The 14182-nt window shown below is 47.6% G+C and carries 10 protein-coding genes and 4 pseudogenes; 8 read left to right on the top strand and 6 right to left on the bottom strand.

From position 1 onward, the window contains the following. Positions 1 to 51 precede the first annotated feature (51 nt). Positions 52 to 1797, top strand: a complete 1746-nt coding sequence (gene recD / locus Q3O06_RS02190) for an exodeoxyribonuclease V subunit alpha (RefSeq protein ID WP_301817417.1) — start codon at positions 52 to 54, stop codon at positions 1795 to 1797. Between the two features lie 132 nt (positions 1798 to 1929). Continuing rightward, positions 1930 to 3048, top strand: a complete 1119-nt coding sequence (locus tag Q3O06_RS02185; RefSeq protein WP_301817416.1) for a hypothetical protein — start codon at positions 1930 to 1932, stop codon at positions 3046 to 3048. A 54-nt stretch (positions 3049 to 3102) separates the two neighbouring features. Here Q3O06_RS02185 and Q3O06_RS02180 read toward each other — a convergent pair. Then, a pseudogene (locus tag Q3O06_RS02180) lies at positions 3103 to 3838 on the bottom strand (methyltransferase); the annotation flags it as partial. A gap of 175 nt (positions 3839 to 4013) precedes the next feature. Between Q3O06_RS02180 and Q3O06_RS11095 the strand changes: the two are divergent. The 4 genes and pseudogenes from Q3O06_RS11095 to Q3O06_RS02160 all read left to right on the top strand — a co-directional run. Beyond that, a pseudogene (locus tag Q3O06_RS11095) lies at positions 4014 to 4734 on the top strand (TniB family NTP-binding protein); the annotation flags it as partial. Further along, entirely contained in the window at positions 4731 to 5753 is a 1023-nt protein-coding gene (locus tag Q3O06_RS02170; protein ID WP_301817415.1) for a TniQ family protein, read from the top strand. The pseudogene Q3O06_RS11095 and the gene Q3O06_RS02170, both read left to right, overlap by 4 nt. Before the next feature lie 68 nt (positions 5754 to 5821). Next, entirely contained in the window at positions 5822 to 6094 is a 273-nt protein-coding gene (locus tag Q3O06_RS02165; protein ID WP_003710290.1) for a type II toxin-antitoxin system TacA family antitoxin, read from the top strand. Beyond that, the gene (locus tag Q3O06_RS02160; protein WP_301817413.1) at positions 6091 to 6558 is read left to right on the top strand and encodes a GNAT family N-acetyltransferase; all 468 of its coding nucleotides are present in this window, start codon (positions 6091 to 6093) and stop codon (positions 6556 to 6558) included. The genes Q3O06_RS02165 and Q3O06_RS02160 overlap by 4 nt, the downstream gene beginning before the upstream one ends. 59 nt (positions 6559 to 6617) lie before the next feature. On the opposite strand, the pseudogene Q3O06_RS02155 reads toward Q3O06_RS02160, so the two are convergent. From Q3O06_RS02155 to Q3O06_RS02145, 3 genes and pseudogenes are all read right to left on the bottom strand, one after another. Then, positions 6618 to 6818: pseudogene (locus tag Q3O06_RS02155) on the bottom strand (HI_1054 family type III restriction endonuclease); the annotation flags it as partial. A 37-nt stretch (positions 6819 to 6855) separates the two neighbouring features. Then, a complete protein-coding gene (locus tag Q3O06_RS02150) occupies positions 6856 to 8499 on the bottom strand; it encodes a Tn7-like element transposition protein TnsE (protein ID WP_301817412.1) in 1644 nt (547 codons plus the stop codon). Between the two features lie 165 nt (positions 8500 to 8664). Further along, a pseudogene (locus Q3O06_RS02145) lies at positions 8665 to 9036 on the bottom strand (methyltransferase); the annotation flags it as partial. Between the two features lie 250 nt (positions 9037 to 9286). Between Q3O06_RS02145 and lon the strand changes: the two are divergent. Next, positions 9287 to 11749, top strand: coding sequence for an endopeptidase La (lon, locus tag Q3O06_RS02140; protein ID WP_301817410.1), 2463 nt, complete (start codon positions 9287 to 9289; stop codon positions 11747 to 11749). 182 nt (positions 11750 to 11931) lie between these two features. Then, positions 11932 to 12201, top strand: coding sequence for an HU family DNA-binding protein (locus tag Q3O06_RS02135; protein ID WP_301668071.1), 270 nt, complete (start codon positions 11932 to 11934; stop codon positions 12199 to 12201). 124 nt (positions 12202 to 12325) lie between these two features. Here Q3O06_RS02135 and Q3O06_RS02130 read toward each other — a convergent pair whose 3' ends face one another. Together Q3O06_RS02130 and Q3O06_RS02125 are read right to left on the bottom strand one after the other, a co-directional pair. After that, on the bottom strand, positions 12326 to 12760 hold the full coding sequence (locus tag Q3O06_RS02130) for a hypothetical protein (RefSeq protein WP_301817409.1): 435 nt from the start codon (positions 12758 to 12760) through the stop codon (positions 12326 to 12328). Then, entirely contained in the window at positions 12753 to 14060 is a 1308-nt protein-coding gene (locus Q3O06_RS02125; RefSeq protein WP_301817408.1) for a homoserine dehydrogenase, read from the bottom strand. Before Q3O06_RS02125 ends, Q3O06_RS02130 begins: the two co-directional genes overlap by 8 nt. Positions 14061 to 14182: the final 122 nt, after the last annotated feature.

Below are 14182 nucleotides of genomic sequence, written 5' to 3'. Positions count from 1 at the left end.
CGCGCCGTCTGAAGCCCCGCGCCTTCAGACGGCATTTCGACAAGGAATACGATGGAACGGCAGACAGATGAATTTGCCCAAGCGGCAGCAAGGGCAGCAATCCGTTTTTTGGAACACTATGCGGGTTCAGGCAGCGAAGTGCTTGCCAACTGCACCGAACGCCTGTTTCAGGCATTGCAAAACGGTCATTCGTTTATCCGTTTGAGCGGTGGCGAGGCTGACGCGCTATCAGCACTCGCGCCCGTGGTCGGAACATCCGCCGCGCCTTTGATTTTAGAAGGCAGAAGGCTGTTTTTGGGCAGGATGTGGCAGTTGGAATACGATTTGGCGGTCGAGATAAAACGCTTGGCGGCAGCCGGCACGTCCGCCCCTGACGCGGCAGGCGCGCGGCAAAACCTCGCAAAATGGTTTCAAGGCGCGGGAAGCGAAGGACAGCGCGATGCCGCCGCCTTGGCACTGTTGCAGCCGTTTATGGTGATTACCGGAGGGCCGGGAACGGGCAAAACGACAACGGTTGCCAAACTGCTGGCACTGATTTGCGGCGAAGACGAAAATCTTCCCAACATCGCGCTTGCCGCACCGACAGGCAAAGCAGCGGCACATATGGCGCGCGCGCTGCACCGTGCAATCAACGGTTTTGACGCGCCGGAGGCCGTCCGCCGCCATTTGCTCAAACTGGAAGGGCAAACCGTCCACCGCCTGCTGAAGCTGTATCCGCCCAAAATGCAGTCGGCGTTCGACCATATCCGTCCGCTGCCGTTCGACGTACTGATTGTCGATGAAGCCTCTATGCTAGATACGGCATTGATGCTGCAACTTTTAAAAGCGGTCAAAACCGGCGCGCGCGTGATTCTGCTGGGAGATGAAAACCAGCTTCCGTCCGTCGGAATCGGGGCCGTGCTGTCCGTCTTGTCGCAAAAAACCGTTTTGGACGGAGAAACGCATCAAAGGCTGGCCGGCTTCCTTCCAGAACACGGTTTCAGCGTCAGCGCAAATCCGCCCGTGTTGGCACAAAACACCGCCCATCTGTCGTTCAGCCACCGCTTCGGCGGCGACAGCGGCATCGGCTGCCTTGCCCGTGCCGCCGTATCGGGCGATGAGGGGGCGTGGGCATTGTTTGACCGGTTTCCGGACGAACTGGAACATTCGGAATGCCGTCCGAACGCTCGAGTCGAAAGGTTGTACCGGGCGCACAAAGCCTATTGGCAGGCGGTAAAAGACGGCAATATCGAAGCCGCATACGCGGGCATCTCGGATATCGTGGTTTTGGCAGCTTGGCGGCAGGATGCGGAAGACTTCAACGAAGCCTATTGCAGCCATGTACGCCGCAAAATGAACATACCGGAACATCCGGCATATTTTGCCGGAGAGCCGATTATGATCAGGCAGAACGACTACGCGCTTGAACTGTTCAACGGCGACATCGGACTGATTATGGAAGATGTCGGACGGCAGGGCAGCCTTGCCGCCTATTTTGCCGATGCGGACGGATTTAAAAAGGTTGCAGTCAGCTGCCTTCCGGATTTTGAACCCGCATTCGCCATGACCGTCCACAAAAGCCAAGGTTCGGAGTATCGGGAAGTCTGGCTGCTGCCGCCCTCTGCCGCACCTTCGAACGAGGAGGACGATGCGCTTTCCGGCTTGAGCAGGGAGCTGCTTTACACCGCCATTACCAGGGCAAAGGAAAAATTCGTGTTCTTCGGCGGAGAAGAAACCTTCCGTCAGGCGGCAGCTACTGTCAAAGTCCGTCAGACGGCATTGGGCAATATGCTCAAACGTGTGTTTTCCCAAGATTGACACACATCAAACCCCGATAAAAAACGTTAAAAACCGTCAATATTTTCTTGACCCGACGGATGGCATTCCATACGATAGGTCTGCACAAAATACAACAATTACCGACGTTTTTCCTCTTTTATCGGAGACAGTATGGACTTATTGAAACCCATGCTTCTGACCGGCATGGCAATGCTAGTTTCCCTTCCCGTGTCGGCATCGGGTATCGACGGCGGTCGCGATGCGGCAGCCCTTTCGACCACAGGCGATTACGTCAACTCGGGCAGCATCATCAGTAAAGACGACGACAAAATCAGTCTGTTCGGCGACAGGCTGACACTCAACGGCGGTTTCCGCGTGCGCGTTGACAGCAAAGATACGGCGGCAAGCAACAGCGGCTCCTATCCGACCGGCGAAAACACTAACACCAGCTTCAATACCGAATTGTGGCTGCGTGCCAAACTCTATAAAGATTGGAAGGCGGTCGTCCAAATCGAGCCGAACATCAATCTGGAAACAGGCAAATTCAACGGCAAACACGATGTGCCGATGAACAAACTCTATGCAGAAGGCAGCCTTACGCCCAATCTGAAGGCGCGTATCGGCAAATTTGGTGCATTCTCCTCTTACGGCAGGGTTTGGGATACGGAAGTTACCGGTGCCGAACTGTTTTTCAACAACACCTCGCTGCCGGCGAAAATTACACTCGGACGCAGAACCGGCAATCTTAACGACAACGTATGGGGCATAGGCGGACACCGCAGGCATTTCGCCTCCGCCCAGGCAACTTTGCCCGTCAGCGAACGCATCAATGTCGGCGCAACCGTCAGCTATATGGACAAAGTCAAACACGGAAACGCGGAACATGATGCCGTATTGGGCGAAATCGGTACGGACGTGAAGCTGAACGACAATATCCGCTGGATGGCGGCAGCCGGCAAATCCAATCTGAAAGCCTATCACGATGCTGGCGGAAAAATCGCCAATTACGGCGTGTTTACCGAATTGCGCTACAAACTTGCCGACACCAAAAAACCGCAGTCTTACGACGTATTCGCCAACTACCGCAAAGTCGGTCCGCTGTCCGGCGTGTCTTCGGCTGAGGATTACAGCAAAAACGTTCAGGGCGTACAGGTCGGTCTGACCTATATCCCTTGGAAAAACTGGCGGATTAAGGGCTTCTACCTGAACGGCAAACAGGTTACGCCGACGGCGGGCAACGTCAGACAAAATGTCGATGTAGTGCGCGGCCAGTTGGAATACATTTTCTGACGGCATCGTACAAATCCGCATGAAAAACGGCTGCTTTGACGGGCAGCCGTTTTGTTATGCCTTTTTCAAACGGTACAGGAAAGTAGTTTCCCTATTTCGGGCAAAGGCAAGTGGATCGTCCGGGGCGGCAGCTTTTTTGTGGACCGGTTTGGTTTTCAAAACATCCTCAACGCGCAAACCTGCCTGAGCAAATGCCTTATCCAGAAAATCGGACGGGCGCAGGTGAAGATGTTCGGCAAGGTCGGAAATAATCAGGCGGATTTCTCCGTCGGGGTTCAGATGTTTCGGCGCATCACGCAAAAACGCAGCCAGCATCGCAGATTCAGGGTCGTATAACGCGGATTCGACGGCGGAAGTCAGGCTTGGCGGGAAGCCAGGGCGGATTGCAGACGATTAAATCGGCAAACCCTTCGGGAAACAGATCGGTTTCGCGGATTTCAACCTGTTTTTCAAAACCCAAACGGGCAATATTGGCACGGGCGCAGGCAACCGCCCTCGGATTGGTATCCGTGCCGATGACGGAAGGAATGCCCTGTTTCGCCAAAATGGCGGCAAGCACGCCCGAGCCCGTCCCGATATCGAATGCCGTCTGAAAACCCGTTGACGGCGCATGGGCAAGCAGGTCGAGGTATTCGCCGCGCAACGGCGAAAATACGCCGAAAGGAACGTGTATACTGCCGCCCAGCTGCGGAACGGCAACCCCTTTCTTATGCCACTCGTGCGCACCCATAAACCCCAGCAGCAGATTGAGCGGCAGGAAAAACGGTTTGCCGTCCGCCTCTCCGTATACCTGTGAATTCCAACGTTGTTTGCGACTAAAATATGCAAAATTTTATACTTTTAATAATGTTATTTGCGACTGAGAACAAAAATTTTGCATTAAGATCTGAAAATAATATTGTTATTTGAGACTAAATTATAAGAAAGCTAATTGAGTTTGGGTTATTGATAAAGGGTATTAACTCATTTTGACGAAATTGGAAGATTTGCTTGTTTTCCCCAAACAGAACCGTATGCCTAATATGCTACTGGTTGGCGATACAAACAATGGCAAAACGATGTTGATTTCCCATTTTCTGCGCCAACACCCTGCACACGATAACCCAAACGGCAACGGCATTATTGCGCCAGTTATGCTAATCCAAGCACCGCCAACGCCTGATGAAAGCCGTTTTTACAATGCTATTTTGGATTTGCTGTTTGCGCCCTACAAAGCCCACGACAGAACCGATAAAAAATTAGCGCAAGTGCTGCATTTACTCAAATATATCAATACGAAAATGCTGATTATTGATGAAATACATGGGAAATGAATTGCAAATTCCGATTGTCGGTGTAGGCATAAAAGACGCATACCGCGCCATTCAAACCGATAGCCAATTAGCCAATCGTTTTGAGCCAGCCGTTTTGCCACGTTGGTAAATGGACAAAAATTTCCTACGTTTGTTGATGAGCTCTGAACGAATGCTGCCACTCAAACAGCCGTCTAATTTGCATGAAATATCGTTAGCTACACGACTTTACAGCATGAGCGAGGGCTATATTGGCGAATTATCGCGCCTACTCACACAGGCAGCCGTAACCGCCATTCAACAAAAAACAGAGTGCATTAACGAACCAATTTTGCAGTCAATTAACTGGATTTCGCCTAGCCAACGCAAACGCCAACTAGATAAATTGCTATGATTTTGCCAGCACGCCCCAATCCTTATCCCGATGAATTGCTTACATCGTGGTTGATTCGGTTAGCTCATGCCAATGGTTTGAAAGTGCAAACTTTTTACCATTTGCTGTTTCCTGATTACGAAATTTGGAATAGAGATATAGACCGACACGCACCCGATTGGTTAATCCACGCGCTAGCCGAAAAAACAGGCTGCCCGATTGTTCAAATTCATGAAACAACGCTAGACGGCCTAAAAGGTAAATTATTTGAATACAATAGAATTTCCAGCCAATTAGCATGGATAAGCAGCCTGAAAGCCAATCATCGCAAACGCGACAACAACGCCATTACCTATTGCCACAAATGCCTTGCAGAAAACCAAGAATCGTATTTTCGCAAATCATGGCGCGTAGCTTTGCACACCTTTTGCCCCAAACATCTAACCATGTTACACGACTGCTGCCCTGAATGCGGTGCATACATTGCCTTTCATCGCCAAGAATTAGGCAGACCGAATTTGCACCATTTCACAGCATTAAAATACTGTTGGCATTGCCAATACGATTTAATCCAAAGCCCAAGTGAAAGCGTTGTATTTACTAACGATAAAATAGGACAACAATGGCAAACGTGGTTAAACCAAATTGCCGACCCACATTATCATTTCAGGCAGCCTGAAATAGATTGGCTGAAAATTTTGCACCATTTCGTTGTAATTGCCACATCACAACGACTTACGCCCAATCTATACGCCTATTTATGCGACCAAATTCAACAGCAACCACTCAACCTAGACCGCAGCAAACGCCTAATTTGGGAAAGCCGTAGCCTAGCCGAGCGACACAGCACCATTCACGCTTGCTTATGGTTGCTGCAAGATTATTCCAACAACCTAATTCAGGCATGGCAGGATAAAGCAGTTCGCTACAACCATTTACTGAAAGATTTTCGGGATTGTCCTGATAGCTTTCGGGAAATGGTGTTGCAAATGAATCGGAATGTGCATAAAGAGTTGTATATGTCTTCAAATTCACAATAAAACATTTCACAAAATGTGGCAATTTGCCGTAAAATAGAATTTTCTTAATCAGTAAAAGGATAAGGAAAATGTCCACGACTTATGCCCGAATTGAAGCGCGTATTCCTATTGAAATTCAGCAAATGATTAAACAAGCTGCTAATTTGGAGGGAAGAACACTAACCGATTTTATGATTAAAGCACTATCAGAAGCAGCCAAACAAACCATTGGAGAAAATCAAATGGTTAAATTATCTATGGCAGACCAACAGCGTTTTGTAGAAATAATGCGATCGTCTAACCAACCTACCGTAGCCATGCAAGAAGCAATGAAACTGCACGAAAAAATGGTTCAGTCATGATTAAAATTAAAGCATTTGATAAATCCATCAATCGCAAAACTTTTCATTGCACGTCAGAACCGCTTAATCACTACTTTCAGAAAACCGTTAGCCAAGATGTAAAACGTAAATTGAGTTCGTGTTTTGTGGCGGAAAATGAACAAGGCGAGATGGTTGGCTTTTACACGTTGGCAGCGACAGGTATTTGTATTGACTTGTTGCCTGAAAGCGAAGCCAAAAAATTGCCGAAATATCCGCTTATTCCGTGTGTATTGTTGGGACGATTAGCAGTTGATGAACGATTTACAGGACAAGGATTAGGGCGAGTATTGTTGGTTGATGCAATTCAGCGCGTGAGCCGTTCTGATATTGCTGCGTTTGCTGTGATGGTAGAAGCAAAAGATAAATCAGCTAAATTGTTTTACGAAAAAATGGGTTTTCAAGCATTGATTGATGAACCATTGCGATTGTTTTTCAAATTATGATTTTTAGGCTGCCTGTTACTTGTTCAGGCAGCCTGAAATTATGCTAATTGTCAGGTAAATCAACTCAATGGAAATAACTGGTCAAACTTATCATATTGTTTAGGATTTTTCTCTTTATCAGCAAAAAACGGCAAGCCAATCAAACGATAATGCGGTGTATCTTTTTGCAAAATCCTATTTTTACCGTATTGTGTGGTAATCGCATTTAAGAAATCTTGTTTCCAAGAATCTGTTGCTATCAAATGTGCGCCTTTTGGTTCATTGGTCTTGAATTTTACTATCTATTATTGGAAATCCTTACTTGTTAAAGTTAATAATCTTAGTATAAATCTTCTCTGCATAACTTTTAATATCTGTATGCGTATGCTTAAAAGTCTTCATATTTTGTATGCCTACAAGTTTACCCCAAATACCTTTATTCTTCGCCAATTCATGTAATAAATTAGCAAAATAATCTATTTCATTATTCGTATCTAAATGAAGAATAGCGGTAACAAAATGTTCATTATCTCGCGCTTGAATTTCAATTAGCCAAAATGTTTTTCCGCAATATTCAATTTTACCAAATAAGACTTTACGTCTTGTCTTACTTTTGGAATCCAAATAAGACCATTGAGCTTTATTTCTTGGGGCAATAAAAGGAACAAAATCACAGTTCTCGTTATTAAATAGATGGATAGCAGCCTGAATATCTGAATATTCTTCATTCAAATGTTCAATAGCACGTACGGAATTGTCAAAAGTCGCAGCTAAGGCATCCCTATTTTGTTTTTTAGATTGGGTATTAAAAGTGCTAATGGACGCAGGCATAATTGTAGTTTGGCTCCATGTACCTAAATCCACTCCTAAGCCGGTTACATTAATTTTTTCATTTATGGCAAGTTTCTGTGCTTTGTATTCATTAAAGGGCTTTTGGGGTTTTTCAATCTTTTTACCGATCAAATCTGAAAAGCAATTTATGTTTAAGTTAAATTGTAATGTTGATACGCAATTGACTGATTCATATTGATTTTGAATAGTGGAATTTCCCTTGGGACTGGGAGTTTGTCCCCCTCTTCGATATTCTTTCTTTTTATCATCAGGTATATCTGTTTTTTTATCTCCCTTTCGATTGTCATTATTCCTATCAACAGAAATATCGGGAAAAGGAGACGAACAAGAACAAATCTCCGTAACTAAGAATCTATCAACAATTTTAATACCGCGAACCATTAAATTGGTTGGATTGATAAATGGGAAATTGGTAGATAATAATGTAGTTGGTTGTTCGTTAACTCCTATTTTTATTAGGGAATTTTTAATCTGAAAGAGTCCAGATAAAGCAATATTTGAAGTCAATATTCTTGCTAAAATAAAGGCTTCTTGATCTGTATATTGCTGTGGTAATTTGATGACTACCTTGTCTGTTTCATTATCTATCGCATATGAGATTTTTGTAATTTCGTCTGGATTAGAAAATGTTAAATGAGCTAGTCTAGTTGAACAGGCATAGTAAAAACGGATAATTTCTATTACTGGAATAATTATTCCATTTTTGTAATTTTCATTTTGAATTTTGAAGCAAGAAAAAGGTACTTTTGCATCCGTTGCAAAATTTTTCTGCAACAATAGTTTGCACTCTTGTTCTCTTCCGCTTGAATCTAAATATTTTATTTTGTAATTGCTATTAATTATTTCTACTGTATTTGCATTTATTTCAATATTTTTAAGAGTGGCTATATCTGTAACTGCATTATTGTTTTGAAGTTTTCCTTTTATCCAAAGAGATCCCACTCTTAAAATAGGAAGCAAGCCTATATTAACAGGAATCTTTTTCAATTGATTATATTCTGGAATTTCTCTACCAGAACTATCAAATTTAGCAAAGTTATATACAGAATTATCGTGAAAGTTAACTGGGCGTAAATAGACTTCAATAAACAGGTTATTGTTATTTTTCAATTGGGAAAAAATCTTCCCTAACCCATCAATTCACCACAATTTATTATCATGTGGGAATTCGGCAATTTCAATAACTGGTTGTTGATCCATATTTGCCCAGTCGAACTTAGCGTTATAAAGTCGCAAATAGCGTAGTTCAGTCTCAAATAGCGTCAGAATTCACAATACCTCGAGCAGGGCGGCGCGTATATCGGGCGCGCGTTTGTTGTCCAACACAAAACCGAGGCGTATTTCAACGGCAAGCATATTCAGAATACGGCTCTGTTGCGCCTGCTTCATACGGTGGGCATGGAAGAGGGCGGCGATATCCGCATCGGAACGGACGGCGGCAGGTTTGCGGACCTTCTTCTTCATTGCAGAAAGCACCTGTTTGGCATTGTGGAAATCGCCCTGCCAGACAGTTGCAATATTTTGATAGGCAGCCTTCAAAATGCCGTCTGCACCGCTTTCGCGGACATAATGCCAACCTTTGGGCGGTTTTTGCAGACTTTCGTTGCGCCATTCGAACCCGTTATCGGGAAAAATAAAAGAAGACATGGGATACCTGCGTCATGTTTTGAAAATAGGGCGGCAGAACCGTAAACCATACGGATGGTACAGCAAGGAGCGGCAACACAGAACAGTTTTTTATTCCCGCCTTGTCTTTCCAAGCCCATGCCGTCTGAAGCCGGAATGTTTCAGACGGCATCGCATCAAACTCCATAAATAAACCGCGTATGCTTGAAATAATACCTTCAACCCCAATGTACGCGAAAATCGGCAATCTGTCAGACACAAGAGAGTACCTATGACACAAAAAGAAAAGCATTTTGAGGAATATGCCGCCTTGGCAACCCTTCCTTTGCGGGATGTCGTCGTTTACCCGCATATGGTTCTGCCGCTGTTTGTCGGTAGGCCGAAATCCATCGCCGCACTGGAAAAAGCCATTACCCGCGAGGAACCGGTTTTCCTATTGGCGCAAACCGATGCGGCGGTAGAAGAACCGGTTGCCGCCGACCTGTATCAGACCGGTACGGTCGCACAAGTCCTGCAAGTGTTGAAACTGCCCGACGGCACGGTAAAAGTGCTGGTCGAAGGGCTGTATCGCGGACGTGTTCTGACCATTGAAGACACGGGCGGGCTGTTCGTTTCCCATATAGAGGCGGTCGTGGAAGAAGACACGGGCGGCAATACCGATCTCGAAGCCGTGCGCCGCACCCTGTTGGCGCAGTTTGAACAATACGCCAAACTCAATAAAAAAATCCCTGCCGAAATTATCGGCAGCATCAACGGCATTGCCGACAACAGCCGGTTAACCGATACGGTCGCGGCGCATCTGCAGTTGAAACTGGCGCAACGCCAACAGATTTTGGAAATTCCCGAAATCGGCAAACGGATGGAATTTCTGCTGGTACAGTTGGAATCCGAACTCGACATTATGCAGGCCGAAAAACGCATACGCGGACGCGTCAAACGCCAAATGGAAAAATCCCAGCGCGAATATTATCTGAACGAACAAATTAAAGCGATACACAAAGAATTGGGCGAAGAAGACGAAAACGGCGAACTGGATGCCTTGGAGGCAGGCATCAAAAAGGCGGGTATGACCAAAGAAGCGGAAGAAAAATGCCTGTCCGAACTGAAAAAACTCAAAATGATGCCGCCGATGTCTGCCGAATCCACCGTCGTACTCAACTATATCGACACCCTGCTCGAACTGCCGTGGAAGAAAAAATCCCGCGTCAGCAAAGACATCGCCAAAGCCGGACTGGTGCTGGATGCCGACCACTACGGCTTGGAAAAAGTCAAAGAACGGATTTTGGAATACCTCGCCGTCCAAAAACGCATGGACAAACTCAAAGGTCCGATTCTGTGCCTGGTCGGCCCTCCGGGCGTGGGCAAAACCTCTTTGGGCGAATCCATCGCCAAAGCAACGGGGCGAAAATATGTCCGTATGGCCTTGGGCGGCGTGCGCGACGAAAGCGAAATCCGAGGACACCGCCGCACCTATATCGGCTCTATGCCCGGTAAGATTTTGCAGAATATGGCAAAAGCCGGCGTAAAAAACCCGTTGTTCCTGCTCGACGAAATCGACAAATTAGGCAGCGACTTCCGGGGCGATCCCGCCAGCGCGTTGCTTGAAGTACTCGATCCCGAACAAAACAACAAGTTCGCCGATCATTATGCCGAAGTAGATTACGATTTGAGCGATGTGATGTTTATTGCGACTTCAAACAGCCTGAACATCCCGACCCCACTGCTCGACCGTATGGAAATCATCCGTTTGTCCGGCTATACCGAAGACGAAAAAATCAATATCGCGATGCAGTACCTCGTGCCGAAGCAAATGAAGCGCAACGGCGTGAAAGAAGGTGAATTGGCAATCGAAGAAAGCGCGGTGCGCGATATTATCCGTTATTACACCCGCGAGGCGGGCGTGCGTTCGCTCGACCGCGAGATTGCCAAAATCTGCCGTAAGGTGGTGATGCAGATTACTTTGGAACAAGACAAAAAAAGGTCGTCTGAAACCAAAAAAGCAAGTAAGGCCAAACCTAAAACGGTTAAAGTTAACGAGAAAAATCTGCACGACTATTTGGGTGTTCGCCGCTTCGATTACGGTGTTGCCGAAAGCGAAAACCGTATCGGACAAGTAACCGGTCTGGCGTGGACGGAAGTCGGCGGCGAACTGCTGACCGTCGAAGCCGCAGCCTTGCCGGGCAAGGGCGTGATCCAGTGTACCGGTCAGTTGGGCGATGTGATGAAAGAATCCGTGTCCGCAGCATGGTCTGTTGTCCGTTCCCGTGCAGAATCAGTGGGTTTGGCTCCTGATTTTTACGAGAAAAAAGACATCCATGTTCACGTTCCCGAAGGTGCAACACCGAAAGACGGTCCGAGTGCGGGCATTGCCATGACTTTGGCGATGGTGTCCGCATTCACCAAAATCCCGGTACGTGCCGATGTTGCCATGACGGGAGAAATCACCCTGCGCGGCGAAGTTTTACCCATCGGCGGTCTGAAGGAAAAACTGTTGGCTGCGCTTCGCGGCGGCATCAAACACGTCCTGATTCCGAAAGACAACGTCAAAGACTTGGAGGAAATCCCTGAAAACGTGAAAACCGGTCTGACCATCCATCCGGTCAAATGGATAGACGAGGTATTGGCTCTGGGTTTGGAAAGCCGGCCTGAGCCTTGGGCAGAACCTTCTGCCGTGGAAGCGGCGGCGGAACCCGCTTCAAAACCGAAACCCCGCAGCAGGGCAATCAAACATTGAAACGCAGGAAATGTGTTGTAAAAATGCGGTTTCGTCCTGAAAGCCTGTAAAATAGGGCGATTCCGTATTTTTTGCTTGACACGGCAATTTCAGAATTGCTATAAAGCGAAAGTTGCTCAAGCAGTACAAACCCCCGAGTATTCGGGCATTTCATCATTTTTTAAGATAGGAAGGGACTGATTGTGAACAAGTCTGAATTGATTGAAACGATTGCTCAAGAAGCCGGCATTTCCAAAGCCGCCGCACAAAAAGCTTTGGATGCCACTACCAATGCAGTAACCAACGCCCTGAAACAAGGCGACACCGTTACTTTGGTCGGTTTCGGTACTTTCTACGTCGGCGAACGTGCAGAACGCCAAGGCCGCAACCCCAAAACCGGCGAGCCTCTGACCATTGCCGCCGCCAAAACGCCTAAATTCCGTGCAGGTAAAGCATTGAAAGACGCACTGTAAACTGTTTTTCAGTAAAAAGCCGATTCCTTGAAGAATCGGCTTTTTATTTGTCCTGCTGGTCAGTTTGAAAAAATGCCGTCTGAAACGCTTTTCCCGTGTTCAGACGGCATTCCGGTTCGGCGGTTCAATCAGCTTTCAAATCAGTAACGCACCGTCTGTCGCGCGCTTCAAACGCGTTTGCGCCGCCGAGCAGGTCAAGCTGTTCTTGTGCGCCGAGTTTGCCGAAGGAACTAATCTGTTTCTCGCTCAACCTGTCCAAAGGCTGTTCCCACATACATTTGCAGTAATCGGTGGCGAGGCGGGTATTGTCCGCATCCAAGCCGCGCGCTTTCAAATCGTTCTGCCATTTTTCGGCAAACGGTATGTTTTTCACGCAAGACTCGACAATTCTCTGCTTCGCCTGCGGTTTGGACATCGCGCATTGGGAGAGCAGGGCGGTTGAAGCGAGCAACGCCAAAATGACCCACGCCCAAATGCGGATGGTGCGGATTTTGGCTTTCGCTTTTTTACGCGCCGCAGCCTGCTCTTCGGCGGATATTTCGTGTTTCGGCTCAGTCATGCAGGCTTTCCATACGGATCATGGTAATCGGTTTTTCCACGCAATCCAGTGCTTCGATGGCTGCGATTGCCGACTTGATGTATTTTTCGACCGTGCTGTGGGTCAAAATCACGATTTCGGCGGTAGTTTGGTCAATCACGCCTTTTTGGATTAAGGCTTCGATAGACACGTTTTCTTTTGCCAAAAGCGCGGCGATTTGCCCCAGCGTACCCGGTTCGTCTTTGGCTTGGACGCGCAGGTAGTAGCTGCTGGTGATTTCGTCCATAGGCAGGATGGTTTGCGCTTGGACTTGGGCGGGTTGGAACGCCAGATGCGGTACGCGGTGACCGGTATCAGCTTCAATCAGGCGTGCGATGTCGATGATGTCGGCGACTACGGCGGAAGCGGTCGGTAATGCACCGGCACCTGCTCCGTAATATAAGGTTTCGCCAACCATATCGGCATTGACGCGCACGGCGTTCATCACGCCGTTGACGTTTGCCAAGAGGCGGCTTTCGGGAATTAGGGTAGGGTGGACGCGTAATTCGATACCTTTTTCGGCTTTGCGGGTGATGCCCAGAAGTTTGATGCGGTAGCCGAGTTCTTCGGCGTATTTGATGTCACGGCTGTCGAGTTTGCTGATGCCTTCGAGGTAGCAGGCGGAAAAGTTCATCGGCGTACCGAATGCCAGCGCGCTCATGATGGTGATTTTATGGCCTGCGTCGTTGCCTTCGATGTCGAAGGTCGGGTCGGCTTCGGCGTAGCCCAACGCCTGTGCTTCTTTCAATACGTCGGCAAACGCGCTGCCTTTTTCGCGCATTTCGGAGAGGATGAAGTTGCTGGTGCCGTTAATAATGCCAGCGATGGATTTGATTCGGTTTGCCGCCAAACCTTCGCGCAGGGCTTTGATAATCGGGATGCCGCCGGCGACTGCCGCTTCAAATTGCACCATGACATTTTTTTCTTCCGCCAGCGGGAAGATTTCGTTGCCGTATTCGGCGAGCAGTTTTTTGTTGGCAGTAACGATGTGTTTGCCGTTTTCAATGGCTTTCAACACCGCATCTTTGGCAATGCCGGTACCGCCGAACAATTCGACGACAATATCGACATCTTCACGCCCGACCAGTTCGAACGGGTCTTTGATGAAGGCTGCGGACGGGCAGATTTGGCGGGCTTTTTCTTCGCTTAAGTCGCATACGGCACTGATGCGCACTTCTCGCCCCAAACGGCGGCTGATTTCCTCCGCATTGTCCCGCAACACGGCAGCCGTACCGCCGCCGACCGTACCTAAGCCTAAAAGACCGATGTTTACTGGCTTCATTGTGTCTCCTTGTAAGCCGACTGAATGTAAATATTGAAAGACGAAAATATCCGCTGCCGATATAATTGTGCCGCACTTTGAATCAAATGCCGTCTGAAATCAGCAGGAGAGGTCAGATGAAA

Origin of the sequence: Neisseria maigaei, from assembly GCF_958267405.1 — a bacterium.
GTDB lineage: Bacteria > Pseudomonadota > Gammaproteobacteria > Burkholderiales > Neisseriaceae > Neisseria > Neisseria bergeri.
Note: the sequence above shows the minus strand (reverse complement) of the source record. Positions and strands in the feature narration are given on the sequence as shown.